This is a genomic window from Desulforhopalus sp. (assembly GCA_030247675.1).
GTDB lineage: Bacteria > Desulfobacterota > Desulfobulbia > Desulfobulbales > Desulfocapsaceae > Desulforhopalus_A.
Genome location: JAOTRX010000007.1, coordinates 115,541 through 131,488, shown reverse-complemented (window position 1 = coordinate 131,488; position 15,948 = coordinate 115,541). Strand labels below are relative to the sequence as shown.

The 15,948-nt window shown below is 51.8% G+C and carries 16 protein-coding genes; 8 read left to right on the top strand and 8 right to left on the bottom strand.

The window, feature by feature from the left end; translation table 11 throughout:
* The first annotated feature begins 173 nt into the window (after positions 1 to 173).
* A complete protein-coding gene (locus OEL83_15380) occupies positions 174 to 572 on the top strand; it encodes a transcriptional regulator (protein ID MDK9708424.1) in 399 nt (132 codons plus the stop codon).
* Between the two features lie 51 nt (positions 573 to 623).
* On the opposite strand, the gene OEL83_15375 is transcribed toward OEL83_15380, so the two are convergent.
* The 3 genes from OEL83_15375 to mqnB are packed head-to-tail and all read right to left on the bottom strand — an operon-like array spanning position 624 to position 3,090.
* The gene (locus OEL83_15375) at positions 624 to 1,589 is read right to left on the bottom strand and encodes a molybdenum cofactor guanylyltransferase (GenBank protein ID MDK9708423.1); all 966 of its coding nucleotides are present in this window, start codon (positions 1,587 to 1,589) and stop codon (positions 624 to 626) included.
* Positions 1,586 to 2,431 carry a 1,4-dihydroxy-6-naphthoate synthase gene (locus OEL83_15370; GenBank protein ID MDK9708422.1) on the bottom strand — a complete coding sequence of 282 codons (846 nt, stop codon included), beginning with the start codon at positions 2,429 to 2,431 and terminating at the stop codon, positions 1,586 to 1,588. Before OEL83_15370 ends, OEL83_15375 begins: the two co-directional genes overlap by 4 nt.
* Positions 2,428 to 3,090 (bottom strand): futalosine hydrolase, encoded by a 663-nt coding sequence (gene mqnB / locus OEL83_15365; GenBank protein ID MDK9708421.1) that lies wholly within the window; start codon positions 3,088 to 3,090, stop codon positions 2,428 to 2,430. Before mqnB ends, OEL83_15370 begins: the two co-directional genes overlap by 4 nt.
* A gap of 224 nt (positions 3,091 to 3,314) precedes the next feature.
* Between mqnB and queA the strand changes: the two genes are divergently transcribed.
* The gene (gene queA, locus OEL83_15360) at positions 3,315 to 4,400 is read left to right on the top strand and encodes a tRNA preQ1(34) S-adenosylmethionine ribosyltransferase-isomerase QueA (GenBank protein ID MDK9708420.1); all 1,086 of its coding nucleotides are present in this window, start codon (positions 3,315 to 3,317) and stop codon (positions 4,398 to 4,400) included.
* Positions 4,401 to 4,413: 13 nt separating this feature from the next.
* Here queA and OEL83_15355 read toward each other — a convergent pair whose 3' ends face one another.
* Entirely contained in the window at positions 4,414 to 4,692 is a 279-nt protein-coding gene (locus tag OEL83_15355; protein ID MDK9708419.1) for a zinc ribbon domain-containing protein, read from the bottom strand.
* A 313-nt stretch (positions 4,693 to 5,005) separates the two neighbouring features.
* Here OEL83_15355 and murI point away from each other — a divergent pair, with 313 nt between their 5' ends.
* The 4 genes from murI (at position 5,006) to rpsA (ending at position 9,792) form a co-directional block, all read left to right on the top strand.
* Positions 5,006 to 5,788 carry a glutamate racemase gene (murI, locus tag OEL83_15350; protein ID MDK9708418.1) on the top strand — a complete coding sequence of 261 codons (783 nt, stop codon included), beginning with the start codon at positions 5,006 to 5,008 and terminating at the stop codon, positions 5,786 to 5,788.
* A 7-nt stretch (positions 5,789 to 5,795) separates the two neighbouring features.
* Positions 5,796 to 6,500 carry an outer membrane lipoprotein carrier protein LolA gene (locus OEL83_15345; GenBank protein MDK9708417.1) on the top strand — a complete coding sequence of 235 codons (705 nt, stop codon included), beginning with the start codon at positions 5,796 to 5,798 and terminating at the stop codon, positions 6,498 to 6,500.
* Between the two features lies 1 nt (position 6,501).
* Positions 6,502 to 8,307, top strand: coding sequence for a RiPP maturation radical SAM C-methyltransferase (locus OEL83_15340; GenBank protein MDK9708416.1), 1,806 nt, complete (start codon positions 6,502 to 6,504; stop codon positions 8,305 to 8,307).
* A 282-nt stretch (positions 8,308 to 8,589) separates the two neighbouring features.
* A complete protein-coding gene (gene rpsA, locus OEL83_15335) occupies positions 8,590 to 9,792 on the top strand; it encodes a 30S ribosomal protein S1 (GenBank protein ID MDK9708415.1) in 1,203 nt (400 codons plus the stop codon).
* Positions 9,793 to 9,888: 96 nt separating this feature from the next.
* On the opposite strand, the gene OEL83_15330 is transcribed toward rpsA, so the two are convergent.
* Positions 9,889 to 10,839, bottom strand: a complete 951-nt coding sequence (locus OEL83_15330; GenBank protein MDK9708414.1) for a DUF523 and DUF1722 domain-containing protein — start codon at positions 10,837 to 10,839, stop codon at positions 9,889 to 9,891.
* A 164-nt stretch (positions 10,840 to 11,003) separates the two neighbouring features.
* On the opposite strand from OEL83_15330, the gene OEL83_15325 reads away from it, so the two are divergent.
* Positions 11,004 to 13,115 carry a response regulator gene (locus OEL83_15325; protein MDK9708413.1) on the top strand — a complete coding sequence of 704 codons (2,112 nt, stop codon included), beginning with the start codon at positions 11,004 to 11,006 and terminating at the stop codon, positions 13,113 to 13,115.
* Between the two features lie 62 nt (positions 13,116 to 13,177).
* Positions 13,178 to 14,050: a TIGR02285 family protein gene (locus tag OEL83_15320; GenBank protein ID MDK9708412.1), complete on the top strand. Its 873-nt coding sequence runs from the start codon at positions 13,178 to 13,180 to the stop codon at positions 14,048 to 14,050.
* 141 nt (positions 14,051 to 14,191) lie between these two features.
* On the opposite strand, the gene rlmB is transcribed toward OEL83_15320, so the two are convergent.
* From rlmB to OEL83_15305, 3 genes are read right to left on the bottom strand one after another with little or no spacing between them, the layout of a single operon-like run.
* A complete protein-coding gene (gene rlmB / locus OEL83_15315; GenBank protein MDK9708411.1) occupies positions 14,192 to 15,022 on the bottom strand; it encodes a 23S rRNA (guanosine(2251)-2'-O)-methyltransferase RlmB in 831 nt (276 codons plus the stop codon).
* On the bottom strand, positions 15,019 to 15,633 hold the full coding sequence (gmk, locus tag OEL83_15310) for a guanylate kinase (protein MDK9708410.1): 615 nt from the start codon (positions 15,631 to 15,633) through the stop codon (positions 15,019 to 15,021). Before gmk ends, rlmB begins: the two co-directional genes overlap by 4 nt.
* On the bottom strand, positions 15,630 to 15,929 hold the full coding sequence (locus tag OEL83_15305) for a DUF370 domain-containing protein (GenBank protein ID MDK9708409.1): 300 nt from the start codon (positions 15,927 to 15,929) through the stop codon (positions 15,630 to 15,632). The genes gmk and OEL83_15305 overlap by 4 nt, the downstream gene beginning before the upstream one ends.
* Positions 15,930 to 15,948: the final 19 nt, after the last annotated feature.

The following is a 15,948-nucleotide window of genomic DNA, read 5'->3' as shown; positions in this document are numbered from 1 at the left end:
CCAAGCGCCGCCTGCTATTTTTTGCTCTGCCCCCATTTTACCGGCCCACAGTGTGGCCCTTTCTTTGTTTGCATACAACCTTCCTCATGTGTTACTGTGTGGCACATCAAGGCGATGGTTCAAGCGGTTATGCCGCAAAAAGAGCACCCGCCCTCACTCCCCCCATGTGGCTCATGAACAGTAAGGAATTCCTCGACATCCGCAGAAAACTGGACAAGACCCAGAAAGAGATTGCCAATCTCCTTGGCATCTCCCTCAAGGCCGTCTGCAGCTATGAACAGGGCTGGCGGACTATACCGGTCCATGTCGAGAGACAGCTCGTCTTCCTCCTCGCCAGAAAATACCACCAGACGAATAATGCCAACTGCTGGGACCTGCGAAGCTGCCCGGAAGAGAAAAGAAACCTGTGCCCAGCCTGGGAATTTGCCTCTGGACAGTTCTGCTGGTTTATCAGCGGCACCATTTGTGAAAGTGCTGTCTGTACTTCCTGGGAAAAGAAAATGGCGGTTTGCAGAAAATGCGTGGTGATGAAAAACTTCAGCGAACAAGAGCCTGAATCCGACGGCTCGTAGCGTCTTGCGGAGGTTCAACCGGGACTATTACCCGGTACAGGCCAGCTCTTCCTACCTTTCTTGCACCTTCTGTAACTGCTCGGGCGTATTAATATTTTCCCAGGATCGACAGAGTTCTTCGGATATCACCGGATGGTCAATTCTCGAATCACCGGCCGATTCGCCAATGCGCAGGTTCCTGGTATACAGCTGTTCCTCAAAGAGAAGCATCGAGCGAAAATCGTACCAGGCAAGCAATGGTTCAAGGCGCTTATTGCCGGCAAATTTGGGCACCCGCCCCCAGCAGCCAGGACGGCGGTCAGCCAGCAGCCAGGTCACCGCCTCGGCGGAAACCTGCGGCATATCACAGGCCACCAGCAGCCAGGACACCAGTGGCTGCCATCGTCCCGCCGCCAGTATTCCGGTTAACGGACCGGAAACACCAGGAATATCGGGTAACCGCAGGGTGTCGGCGAGCGATTCGGGGAGCACCCCGCCACCGGAGACGACAATGCCGTCAACCAAAGGCCGCAGGGTGGCGATGGTATTTTCCAACCAGGTCCTACCCTCTTTATCCTTAATGAGATGTTTGGGACGGCCCATTCGCGAACTCTTGCCGCCAATCAACACACAAGCCCAAACCGGGGTACGCAGACAACACTCCGATAATTTTTCAAGAAATCGAGACAATAGACTGGGCAGCCCTTCCGCCTCACTGACCAACCACGGAGACTCGCCATTATCTCTTTCAGCGTAAGCAACGAGAGTTATCGGCTGATCGGCAGCCTCGACGTCACTGTTTACAAGAACCAGATCGTACCGCCTGGCAAGTAAAGTCAGGGTATACGGGGTATTGCCATCACTTCGCCGCAAAAAAAACCCGGTCAGGGCTCGCGCAGGCAATTCGGTCATCAGCCGACGAACAAATTCGCCGCGAGATGCATCGCTGCCACCGCAAACACGGAAGATCGGCAGGCGGGAAAAACCCGTCACAATAGGTCCCTGGGCCTTTTCCTGCCCCTCCTTCCGGTGAGTCATAGCCCATCCTCGCTGAGGCTTCGCTTACTTTGCGGCAAAATCCCAGCCCTTCTTCCCATCTCCAGGAAGGCCTTGATGGCGGCAAGGCCCTCTTCGCCAAGATCTCTTGAAAAATCATTAACGTACAAGGCAATATGATTTTGCACTACATCCGGGGCCATCTCCTGGCTACGACTGCGAATATAGGGAAGACACTCATCGGGGTGCAAAAAGGCATAGTCGACACTTTCTCGAATGGCCTGATTGATCGCCGCTATCTTCTCTTTCCCAAGGCTCCGCCGCGCCGCAATACATCCAAGAGGAATAGGCAGGCCGTAATTCTCTTCCCACCACCTGCCAAGATCCTGGATACAGACAAGACCGGTATCCTGGTAGGTAAAACGGGACTCGTGGATAATCACCCCACCATCCACCTCACCGCTGGCAACGGCAGCGATTATCCTATCAAACCGCATCTCCACCAATTCGAGACAATCCGGCAAAAACAACTGCAGCAGCAAGGCGGCGGTGGTGAGCTTGCCGGGGATGGCAATCCGCTTGCCTCGCAGGGTATCCGCCGCAAGATCCAGCCGGGCAATCAACAACGGCCCGCACCCCCGGCCAAGGGCGCTGCCGGCCGCAAGGATACAGTATTCATCCTGAACATGACCAAAGGCATGAAAGGACATCTTGGTGACATCAAGGCAGCTGGCCATGGCCCATTGATTCAACTGTTCGACATCCTCCAACAAAGGCTCGGAAAAGGTGATTCCTTTGGTGGGGATTTTGCCATGGACCAGGGCGTAAAAAATAAAGGTATCATTGGGGCAGGGTGAATAGCCGAGAGTAAGGGGTGTGGTCATACGGACATTCCTTTGATTAGAAGAGCAGCGCCTTCCGCCGCTCGCAGACAGGCTTCGCGCAACCGCCATTTTTCCGGGTTGCGATCCTCAACGAAGTTGGAAACAGCCCGTAACTCCAAACAGGGGATGGAAAACTCCCGGCAAACCCTGGCCACCGCCGCGCCCTCCATATTTTCGCATAGTCCCTGCCAGCGCTGCTGCAACATAGCCCCGCGCTGCCGGGTGGCTGTTATGGAATTGACAGTGATAAAAGTACCTGAAAAAGTTGATATTCCAAGGCTTTCTAAAATTTGCCGACCTTGCCTGTGCAGGGCCGTATCAAGCTGAAACGCCACCACGCCGGTGAGTGCGGCGGGAAGATAATCAACACCATCCCGCAAGCAGATACCGAGATCGCCGAAAACCTCTTGCTCGGCAAGGCAGATATCGAGGAGTTGCGGCTGGCCTTCGGTACTTGCCTGCAGATACGCGCCACCGACACCGAAATGTACCACCGCATGCACCTTCTTCTGGGTGATGGAGAGAAACCTGGTCAGACGAACGGCGGTTTCCGTCGGCCCGACGCCAGTCTCCAAGGTCAGGCATGGTGGCACTTCCCCAGGCCATTGCTGGAGAAAAGGCTGCATCTCTATTTGGGTTGCGGCAAGGGCCAGGATCATGGTATGGAGGTCAATTTTACGATGTTAAAAATTAGAAATAGTGTCCGACAAAGGAACCAACATGACTTCCCCATGAGCTGCCAACCACGGCATGCAAAAAGAGGAAGATCAACTAACTCAAAGCTGTTATTGAATCCCTCATCACGAGGGATATCTTAACGTATAAATTCACTCTCTGCATCGCCCGCCATACGCAGAACGCCATTTTTCCTTCGTGTACCACCATGAATAACGACCACTCCTTAACTGCCTACAGATACCATCTTCCCGAAAACTGTATTGCCCAGCACCCTGCCGACAAGCGGGACGAATCCCGATTGATGGTCCTTGACCAGAGAGATGGAAGCCTCACTCACCGGCGCTTTAGTGATCTCACTGAGTTGATTGGCGCAGAGGATATGTTGGTCGTCAACAATACCAAGGTATTTCCGGCAAGACTGCACGGGCAGAAACAGTCCGGCGGCAAAACAGAGGTATTTTTGCTTGAATATCCAAATGTTGCAGAAGGTGAGGAAGGAATAGCCACAACCTCCGCCCTGATCAAATCGTCGAAGCGGCCCAAGCCGGGAACAAGCATTACTATCAATCCGGCCCTCACTATCACCATCACCGAAGACCTCGGAAACGGCAAGGTTAAACTGCAACTGCATTTTGATGCGGCAACCGGACTGACGAAGACCCTCGGCACATGCGGCCAGGTACCGCTGCCACCGTACATAACCAGGAAAGAAGGCTGCACTGCCGACGATGTTCACCGCTATCAGACTGTTTACGCAAGTCACCCGGGAGCGGTGGCCGCCCCCACTGCCGGCCTGCACTTTACCGGCCAATTACTGGAGGCAATCGGCAAAAAAGGCACACGTATCGGTCAGGTAACTCTGCATGTCGGCTACGGGACCTTCGCTCCAGTCAGGGAAGAAGATATCACCCGCCATGTCATTCATGAGGAATATTTCAGCATCCCCGAACAGACCGTGCATGCTGTGGAAGCTACAAAAGAAAGAGGAGGAAAGATCTGGGCGGTGGGCACTACCAGCGTCCGGACCCTGGAGTATGCGGCGCAGGCATCCGGCCGATTGCAAGCCAAGAACGGCTGGTGCAACCTATATATCTATCCGGGATTCCGTTTCAAGGTGATCGATAATCTCATCACCAACTTCCACCTGCCGGATTCATCATTGATGTTCCTGGTTGCGGCATTGTGCGGCAGAGAAACCCTCCTTGACTGTTATCAAACGGCGATCAAGGAGGGCTATCGATTCTTTTCTTATGGCGATGCGATGGCCATCATCTCCGGCCAAACGAAGTAAGGATCGGCAGGGATCAAGCTCCGGCCGCAGCAGGACAGCCGGCACACCCGGCACCAGCCTGACATGGCGTGGCGGGCTTGGCAGCGGCTGGGGCAGGCTTGGCGGAGCCGGAAGTGGACGAATAGCCATCAGCGTACCAACCGCCGCCGCGTAACTGAAAGGAACTCATGGATACGAGTTTTTTGACCGGCGCTTGGCACTCGGGGCAGTTGCTTAATGGCTGGTCGGCCATCTTCTGTTGAACTTCGAAAACCTTGTTGCATTCCTTGCATTCGTATTCGTAAACTGGCATATCCTATCCACCTATTGCGCTAAATAATTGGCTATCTCTTGTATATAACTGAACATACCCGCCAATCACGGTGTTCAGAACCACTCCCATCCCTTGCGAGATGGAGGCAAAATAATTCTCATGAAATCATCTGTCAATATATTGTAAGACAACAACCGGTATTATAAACACCCATCTCCCGCATTCCCTTGCTGCTGTCCGCTTGTTGTCTTCCCGGTTTTCTGTTATGTTTGTCGCGTTATCTTTGTTGCCCTTTGCCGACTACTGCATGTCCACTCCGCAGCCGGACCCACCTTAACACTCTAAAATTTTCATGATTGGTATTTTTGATTCAGGCGTCGGCGGCATGACCGTAGCCCGGGCCGTTGAACAGCTTTTGCCGAACTATCCCCTGCTCTACCTGGGAGATATTGCCCGCACCCCATACGGCACCAAGAGTGCCAGGACCATTATCGACTACTCCATAGAAAACACGCGATTTCTGCTGGATAACGGTGCGAAATTGATCATCATCGCCTGTAATACCGCCTCAAGCGTTGCGACCGACCGTCTCCGCCAGGAATTCACCGTGCCAATCATCGAGGTCATCAGCCCGGCGGTCGAACAAGCTCTTGCCCATTCCCGAAACGGCAGGATCGGGATCATTGGCACCCGCGCCACCATTCGCAGCGGTGTCTACGAAACCAAGATCCTCGCACAGAATCCTGGACATAAAGTCTGCTCTACCGCTTGTCCCCTGCTCGTCCCCCTCGTCGAAGAGGGCTGGGTCAGCAAACGGGAAACGAAGATGATCCTCCGTCGTTATCTGCATACCCTGAAAGACCAGCAGATTGACACCCTGGTGCTCGGCTGCACCCACTATCCGCTCCTTAAACATCTGATCCAACCCAGGATCGGCAAGAAAGTATGCCTTATCGATTCCTCCGTCGCAGTTGCAGAATATCTCCTACGATATCTTGCAGATGAGGCAATACTATTGCCGGACATGACCCACAATCCGGCCCAAAACAGATATTTTGTCACCGATCTCACCGAATCGGCTCAGTCTATTGCTGAGCAGATTTTTCACCGTCCAATTGCCCTTCAACCCGTATAAGGACCCAATGGCAATGCTTGCTCGCCTGACCCAGCTTATTATCCTGATTGCAACCTTCACAACCACCATGGTTCGTGCCGAGGCACCACCTGTTGAATATCCCGAGGATATTGCCGCACGGCTACAGGTTCGCTATGACGCCATGAAGAGTCTCAATTTTAATTTCTACCAGGATATCCAAGGCGAAATGACAGGACGGCCGCGCCAGGGATCCGGCCGGGCGGTCTTTTTGAAGGATAACGGCAAGGCCCGGATGCGCTGGGACTACACCAGCCCCGAACACCAGGTACTGATCAGTGACGGCACTACTTTTTCCATGTATTTCGCCAACCTCAAACAACTTATCATCAGTCCGGCCGAACAGCTTGAAACCGACCTAACCTATGCCTTTTTTACCGGCAGGGGGAATATCGCACGGGATTTTCACATCCGTCCTGCCAACGAGGATGAGCAATCCACCAACGAGATGGAATTCAAGGTCATCAAGATTATTCCAAAGACACAGCACTCCCAGGTTCAGGATATCCATCTCTATGTGTCTGCAAGCTCACTTATCCGCCGCATCAAGATCCGTGATCATTTCGGCACCCTCACCGTCCTAAATCTCAGTGACATTGAGGTTGATACAGCAATGACCGACAAGACCCAGCAGGAAATCGAGGCCATCTTCACCTTTGCCCCTCCGCCGGGAACAGAGATCATCCGCCAATAAGATGACCGGTGACACATCCACCCCATTCAGGCTTGCCCTTGTTTCCATGCCCTGGCCGATATTTAATCGGCCGTCCCTGCAACTGGCCACACTGAAGGCTTACCTGGAAGAGAAATCAACCTGCACTGCTGACTGTTTTCATCCCTACCTCCACCTCGCTAAGGCCATTGGCATCGACACCTACACGCTCATTGCCCGTTCCGGATGGGCAGGCGAGGCACTCTTTGCGCCACTTGTCTTTCCCGAAATGGGTGGCAAGGCAAAACACCTCTTTCACCAAAGTATCGGAAAAAAGCACCGGGAAATAGCGGACTTCGAGGAATTAATTGAACTGGTTACCGACAGTACGGCAAAATGGCTCGCAACGACCGACTGGCACTCTTATAGAATGGTCGGCATGTCCGTGTGTTTCTTCCAGACCCTGCCTTCGTTGTACTGTGCCGCAAAACTCAAGGAGAGGGTTCCGCATCTGCCAATCGTCTTTGGCGGATCCTCGTGCTCCGGTGCCGTCGGCACATCACTTTTCGAGAGATTCGGGGATATTGATTATCTCATAGATGGCGAAGGCGAGGTATCTCTCCTCCATCTCTGCCGCTACCTTGACGGCCAGGAGAAAACCCTGGCAAAAGAAATTCTCAGCCGCCAGCCGCTGGGATTGCCCGCCGTTTCGTCAAAAAAAATAGTCCTCAATGATCTGCCAATTCCCAATTTTTCGCCCTATTTCCAGGAAGTTCGCGAGCTTTTCCCTGACCAGGTGTTTATTCCGGTGCTGCCCATCGAGTTCTCCCGTGGCTGCTGGTGGAATCGCTGTTCCTTCTGCAATCTTAATCTCCAATGGCCGGATTACCGGACAAAAGACGATGACAGGATGAAGGAGGAGGTACAATCTCTTGCCAAAACCCACGGCTGCCTGCAATTTGCCTTTGCCGATAATGCCCTGCCGCCACGTCAGGCAGACCGTTTCTTCACAAGCATCGCCGCCGGCCTAATGGATCTCGATTTCTTCGCAGAAATCAGGGGAATCACCAACCAGGAGCGCCTGGCCCTGTACCGCAGTGGTGGACTGCGAACCGTCCAGGTGGGTATTGAAGCCCTGTCGGTATCTCTTCTGAAAAAGATGGCAAAAGGCACCACGGTAATGGATACGATAGCTGCCATGAAAATATGCTGCAGCAGTGGAATACACCTTGAGGGCAACATCATCACTGAGTTTCCCGGCTCCACCCCCGAGGAAATAGCCGAAACCCTCTACAATCTCGACTTCGTCCTCCCCTTCGCCCCTCTGCAGGCGGCAGCATTTTTCCTAGGCTATGGCTCGCCCATCCACCAAAGACCACGCGATTTCTCAATCAAGGCGATAACCCCCCATGGCAAAAACCGCAATCTTTTCCCCGAAAACATCCTGCGCGGTATGACCATGATCACCAATGGCTACCGTGGAGACAGGGGACGACAGCGCCAGCTTTGGAAACCGGTTATTAAAAAGCTTAAAAAATGGCAGACCTTCCACGAAGGCAGGAGAAACCTGGCCCTGCCGCCGCTTTATTACCGTGATGGTGGTGATTTTCTGATCATCTCACAAGAACAATTGACCGGCCCGTGTCTCCAGCACCGTCTCCGCGGGATATCACGAAGAATCTACCTGTTTTGTAGTGCGCCGCACAACATATCGGCAATTTGCACGGCTTTCCCAAACATTACCAAGCCGGCCCTTGACAAATTTCTGTGGGATATGGCCGACAAAAGACTGATGTTTCGCGAAGGTGATCAGGTTATATCGCTGGCGATCCATCTCCCCAACCACTAGACAGAAAAGAGGAAAATGGTTGATTGCCTTGTATTTTATAAATAGGAACAAGGGGGGTCGATCTCAGACACGCTACGCTGTTCTTGACATTGGCGGCCAGAAGATGCAAGGTGTGCGGGGTGATGGTTTTTGGGTCCCGAGGTACTCCAAGCCTTCAGGGCATCGGAAGCTACCATGAGGCAAATGCCGATTACCTGAGCAATATTGCCGCTCCATCCTGGTGAAGGTGTCGGGTTCCTGCCTGACAGCAACCGTAAATCGCAGTTTTGTTAATGGAATGACATGACAGATACACTCAGTGAAAGCTTTGAAGATCTGTTCAAAGCAGAAGAAACCAAAAAAATCAGGCACCTGACTCCCGGACAGAAAATTAAAGCCACCATAGTCGGGATAAACAATGAGTCAACTTTTCTCGACGTGGGCAGCAAAAGCGAGGGGGTTATCAATAGTTCGGAAATCCGCGACGGTGAGGGTAATTTTACTCATAAAATCGGTGATGTCATTGATGTTTATTTCCTGCGCTCTAAATCCTCCGAACAGCTTTTCACCACCTCTATTGGCGGCGGTTCGAGCAACAGCCATCTAGCCGAGGCTTTCCAAATTGCCATTCCGGTTGAGGGGTTTGTTAAGGCGGAAATAAAAGGCGGCTTCGAAGTCACCCTCGGCGGCAATGTCCGCGGCTTCTGCCCATATTCCCAGATGGGCCTGCGCCGGGTCGAGGATGCAGCCAAAACCTATCTGGAAACCCATATGAAGTTCCTCATCACCAGATTTGAGGAAAACGGCAAAAACATCGTACTGTCGGCCCGGGCCATTCAAGAAGCAGAACGGCAGGAGGTCCGGGAAAAACTGCAGGAAACCCTCAAAGAGGGGCAGACCGTTGAAGGCGTTATCAGCTCGATCAGGGACTTTGGTGCCTTTGTCGACCTCGGTGGTGTCGATGGCCTCATCCCTATTTCTGAAATAGGCTGGAGCCGGGTGGAAAAGGTCGATGAATATTTCAGTGTCGGCCAGAAGGTCCAGGTTGTCATCAAGAAACTCGATTGGGAAAACGACCGTATCTCCCTCAGCTACAAGGAAACCATGGCCGACCCATGGGTCGAAGGCATAAAGAGCTTCCCGGAAGGATCAATCCACGTGGGCACGGTGGCACGACTGGCACAGTTTGGTGCCTTTATTACCCTGGCTGCAGGAATTGACGGCCTGCTTCACATCTCAAAACTCGGCGGCGGACGGCGAATCAACCATCCCCGGGAGGTCATGGAGGTCGGCCAGAATATTGAGGTGAAAATCGACAGCATCGCTCTTGCCGAGAAACGTATAAGTCTCATCCCAGTCGACTATGTATCTCCAGAGAATAAAGACGAAGAAGAGCGCACCGAATATAAAGCCTTTATTGTCGAGGCGAAAAAGAAGAAATCGGCAAGTGAGGTTGGAAGCCTGGGTGCCCTATTGAAAGCAAAGATTGCCGAGAAGAAAAAATAGCCCTCCCCGACAGTCGCATACCTACCCTCATGAATTGCCCCGATCTCTTGCGACAGGGATTTCATGAGGGTACAGCGTTCCTTGGTTATCCAGAGCTCAGGCGTGATTGAGAAGCTTGAGCTGCAAGGGATGCGGGTTTAGATAGCGCTGCTTGGCCAGATACTCATCCTTGAACTTCTTGACGAAGAAATTCATCAACGTCATCGGCACAATCAGGGGGAGAAGACCCTGGTGGTACTGTTCGAGGACCTCCAGCACCAGCTGCTTTTCGTCTGGAGCAAGATTTTTCTTGAAATAGCCAAAGATATGCGTGAGCACGTTGACGTGTTTTTTAATCGTGCTCTTTTTCTGCAAGGCTGCCATCAACATCTCTTCATAACGGGCAAAAAGTTCTTTATCGGGAATGTCTTTGGCCCTCGCCACAAGCCGCCCCATTTCCCGGTAATCCTTCTCGCTGTGCGAAAGGATGAGATATTTATGGGAGGTATGAAAATCAACCAGCCCACCCCTCTTTCTCGTCGTCGCCAACAAGGTTTTCCAGCGTTTGTGGACAAAGATCCGCTGAATGAAGTTTTCCCGCAGCACCGGATCGTGTAAACGGCCATCTTCTTCTACCGGCAAATTGGGAAAATGCTCCATAAAGGCTCTGGCAAAAATCCCCACTCCCTGTTTGCTCGGCATGCCCTCTTCGGAATACACTTTCACCCGTTCCATACCGCTGCTGGGCGACATGCGTTTGAAGATAAAACCGTCCAACTCCTCTTTTTCAAGCTCCTCTAAGCGGCCGGATGCCCAAGTCTTCATCCGCTGGGTGCAGTCTTCGCCACCTCTCGAGGTTACCAGCCGGGGAGCATCAGGATCTCCAACCAACCGCAGCGTTTCTCTTGGTATGGGAAGTCCGCACTCCACCTCAGGGCAAACCGGCACATACTGAACATATTGGCCGAGGGTGTCGGTGAGAAATCTATCGTGCTGATGACCACCATCATACCGTACCTTATGACCAAGTAGGCAAGAACTGATTCCAAGTTTGATCGTCTCTTCCATTTTTCTCCATCCGTTGCAAGGCTAATACGGCTTAATTATTCTTAAAAACAAACTTGACATTGATGCCTGGCTCAAGGATACTTTTTCTGACACTTTACTCCACAACCCGGTCCCTGGTTTCTTCCGGCGCCAGCAGACCGGCTCACAATAACCAGCGAATCGTGATGATACATCCCATACGCAGTAAAATCTGTCGTTATGTGCTCATTTCCATCATCTTTCTGGTTGCGTTTTCGTCCATCTCCCTCGCTTATATTAAACGCGACGCCGAACTCGATCGAAAACAATTTCAAACCCACGCAATTATTATAGCCAACGACACCTGGGCTCTCAACCGTGCCGGTGCGAAGGCCTATCTTGAGCTAGCGATCAAGGCCAACAATTACCAGTATCTCAACATCTCCATTCCCGGTGAAGAGGAATTCCTGCGTGTAGCCAGCCCACCCTTGAATGGCATTTCATCAGCTCTGTATAATTTTGGTCTCATCGGCCAAAAAGATCTCGTTGAAGATATTCTCCATGAACAACAAACGATCGGCACCCTTCATGGCCGGCAGTATGTCAGGGTAATCTTCCCGCTCCTCAATATCCTGGTCTTCCTTCTTCTGCTTTTACTTGCTTCGACATTTACCATCTATCTATTTTTCAATAGCAAGTTTCTCGCCGAGCAAATTCAGGAACGGACAAAAAGCTTACAGGAAAGCGAGCGTCGTTTTCACGACCTGGTCAATCTGCTCCCGGAAATGGTCCTGGAAACCGACATTAACGGCACGCTTCAATACTGCAATAAGCTCGCGAAAGAGCGACTGAAGCTCCCGGAGGCCACAGAAGATCCAGCACCCCTGCTCCAATGTATTGCCGATGAAGACCAAAACAAGGCCCGCCAATATTTCCAGGCGACCCTGACCAACCAATCTCCTGGGCTGCAGGAATTTACCGCTATCGACCCGAGAAACCGTGCCTTTCCAATACTCATCCGCTCAACGCCGATCATAAATGACGATAAGATAATCGGAGCGCGTTTTGTAATTATCGATATCACCGAACGGCGCCGCCTGGAAGAGCAACTGCTCCGGGACCAAAAGATGAAGGTAATTGGTCTTATGGCCGGAGGGGTCGCGCACGACCTGAACAATATACTTTCAGGAATCATCAGTTACCCGGAATTGCTCCTCCTTGACATGGACAAAGACAATCGGATGCGCCGCCCGCTCGAATCCATCCGCAAGGCCGGCCTGGATGCAGCGGAAGTCGTCGCTGATCTCCTGACCGTTGCCAGAGGCGTTGCCGCCACAAAGGAATCGGTCAACATCAACACCCTCATCACCGACTACCTGGCATCCCACGATTTTCATCAACTGCGAATTCGCTTCCCGCTCGTGGATATCAACAAGTCGCTGGCAGACGATATCCTCAATATATGTTGTTCTCCCATCCATATCAGAAAATGTTTGATGAATCTTATTACCAATGGCATGGAGGCAATTCAAGGAAAGGGTACACTTTCAATAACCACACGTAATCACACCCAGATTTCTCATAAACGGGGAAATATTAGCGAGTTGAAAAATTCTTCTACAAAAAGAAACCCGCTGCCCCCAGCGGACAAGTCCTTGCTCCCTGAAGGGAGGTATATCACCATCGTCATTGCCGATTCCGGTTCGGGCATCTCTCCCCATGAACTTGAGCACATTTTTGAACCCTTTTATACCAAGAAAGTCATGGGGCGAAGCGGTACCGGGCTTGGCCTGGCTGTGGTATGGAACACCATGAAGGATCATGGTGGGGTGATAAATGTCGTTAGTGATTGCCAAGGGACTACCTTTGAGATCTACATCCCCGCCGTCGACAAGCCGGAGACTGCGTTTATTGCAAAACCCGAATTGCTAATTTTCAAGGGTGCCGGCGAAAGTGTTCTGGTAGTTGATGATGAACCTCAACAGCGGGCAATAGCTCAGGAAATCCTCACCTCCTTGAATTATCAAGTCGTCGTCAAGCCCTCCGGAGAAGAGGCTGTGCAGTATCTTGGAACCCATAGCGCTGATCTTCTTGTTCTCGACATGATCATGTCACCCGGCCAGAACGGTCGTGTAACATATGAGAAAATCTTGCAGATTCATCCACAGCAAAAGGCATTGGTAGTCAGCGGTTTTGCCGAAGATGATGACGTCAGGGCAACACTGGCAATGGGGGCAGGCGGCTTTATCTCGAAACCGTACACCATTGAAACCATTGGCTCTGCAATAAAAAATATTTTAACACAATCTCCATCTTGAATTCTTAACTGGTATTCGTCCCTTCCCTCTTTTGTCATCTCAGTTGGAGGTAGCCCGTGGCCATGTTGAAAAACTCTATTATTGCAATCTCATTGCTCTTTTTTGCTTTTTTGGACCCACAAGGATTAAAGGCCCAGGACCCGCTCGCCTGGATGGAAGCTGTTGCCCCGCCCTTTTTCATTCACGACGGAGATCTCAAAGGGCAAGGGTATGAAGATGTCATAACCGAAATACTGATAGCAAACCTGCCGCAATACCATCATACCCACATGAAGGCCAATATATCCCGCCATTACCAGCAGTGGAAGCAAGGCGAAAAAGCGTGCAGTGTCGGCATGTACAAAACCCCGGAACGGCTGGAATTCGCCTATTATTCGATTCCCAGTGTGTTTACCCTGCCACCGGTGCTGATCATTCATAAAAACAGATATGAGGCATTTGGTGGACAGAAGATGGTCAACCTCGCAAAGATTCTCCAGAAAAACACCCTGGTCATTGGCCGTTCACCCAACCGGTCGTACGGCATGGCCTTTGATAGCTCGTTGAAAACCTATAGCAATAGCAAGAATACCTTTAGTTATGAGAGCCCGGAATTGTCGTTGAATCTCTTTAAAATGCTGCTGGCCGGCCGTATCGACGCCCTGCCGGGATTGCCCGAGGAAGCGATGTATCTTGCGGAAACCATGGGTATTCGCGACGAGATCATGACACTTTCCGTTGAAGAAAATCAGGCCAACCCCGAGGCGTCTCTCAGCTACGTTGCCTGCTCAAAAAACGCCTGGGGAGAAACCGTCATCAAGTCAATCAACCAGGTGCTCCTGGCCCAGCGGCCAACGGAAATCTACCGGGCGGCCTATGAAAGATGGCTTGACCCAAGCAGCATTGAAGGCTATCGAAAGCTCTATGAAGAGGTCTTTTTGTCTTTAACCGAATAACAATCCAGACTGGGTGCACCAGGCTGGCTCATTGTTGACGGATGCATTGGTGTGGGATTGGCAGGGGTTTGCTACGTATGCAGATAAACGACGACGCCATGATTGCGATTGGCGGTGCCGCGGAACAATTTGCAAACCTATTTAGCGGATAGCGGCAGAAGAGGATTTGCCGAGGGTTTGCCGTAATGCCTCAAAGAGAATCACCGCAGCTGCAACAGAACTATTGAGAGAATCAAGGGTACCAGTCATGGGAATGGAGATGAGCACGTCGCACTCTTTTTTGACCAAGGGCCTGATACCCTTCCCCTCACTGCCGACAACCAGGCAGGTTGGGCCGGTAAGGTCAGTGGCATATAGGGATTGAGCATCACTGTCTTTTACCGCCCCATATATCCAAAAACCGGCCTTTTTCAAATCCTTCAAGGCAGCAACCAAATTTGTCACCTGGCAGATGGCGATGTGGGCCATTGCTCCGGCCGAAGCCTTTGCCGCAGTCCCGCCAAGAGGCGCCGAACGTTCACGAGTAACAATCACTCCGGCAGCACCGGAGGCCAGCGCTGAGCGGATTATCGCTCCAAGATTATGCGGATCCTGAAGTGAGTCGCAGACCATCAATCGCACCGGTTGTCCTGCAGCGATTTTCTCTGCCATCTCACCAAGAAAGCTGGCAAAGTCGGCGAGCGGAGTTTCACTCATCCTCGCCAACACCCCCTGATGGCGAATTTCCGAACTGCCCTCACCCGTGAGCTTTAACGATTCAGTAAAGCTCAGTTTAATGCCTCTTTGGCGGGCCATTTCGACGATTGATTCGATTTTCCCGCCCCGCTTATCCTTCTGCAGAATAATCTCGGTGATCCGCTCGGGTTCTTTCTCAAGGCTCTCGAAAATCGGGTGAACGCCCCACAGCAGATCGTCACTTAAGCGAATTCGTTTTTCCCCTGGGGAAAATTTTTCCTTTTCCTGTCTTTTCATGCTGTCGCAATATCACCTATTGGCTGTCCGGAGGGATACCGGTGGGCTCTCGCGCGTTCCGCCACAATGATCGAAGCAAGGAGATCGACTGCTTCATCCAATCGATCGTTGATCACCAGGTACTCGTATTCCTTGATAGACTGCAATTCGATACGAGCATTGTCAAGGCGAATGGCGATCACGTCTTCATTTTCCGTCCCTCTGCCCCGCAATCGTTTCTCAAGTTCCTTGAGGCTTGGCGGAGAAATGAAGATATGCGTTGCGGCAAGCTGGCTGCTTCGCCGCAGTATCGCCGCGCCCTGCACATCAATGTCAAGAATGACATCAATACAGGCGATGCGTTGCCGGTCGATGGCCTCTTTGCTCGTGCCATAAAGGTTGCCATGGACCTCTGCATGTTCAAGAAAGTGTCCCTGAGCGATCATATCCACGAATTCCACCTTTGATACGAAATGATAATCTATACCGTCTCGCTCTCCCGGGCGAGGGGCCCGAGTGGTGTGGGATACCGAAAAAGACAGCCCGCCAAGCCGTGCCATGACCCGCTTCAACAGGGTGGTTTTCCCGGCACCCGAAGGCGCTGAGATAACGAACAATCTTCCGGCGGTCATAGGGGCTCTCCAGATTGGGGCTTTTGATGACCATAATATTCATCGAGATGATAGCCAGGATTCATGGCCATCAACCGCTGGCTAATAGTGTCAGGTTGGACCGACGACAGAACAACATGATTTGAGTCCATAACAATGATCGACCTCGTCCTCCGCCCCTCGGTTACATCCACCAGTTTCCCATCTTTTTTGGCTGTTTCCTTCAACTTGCGAGCGGGCGAGGAACCAGTGTTAATAACAGCGATAATTCTCTCGACCATCACCGTATTGCCAAACCCAACATTCAACAGCTGCATGTTTCACCACTTCGTTTGA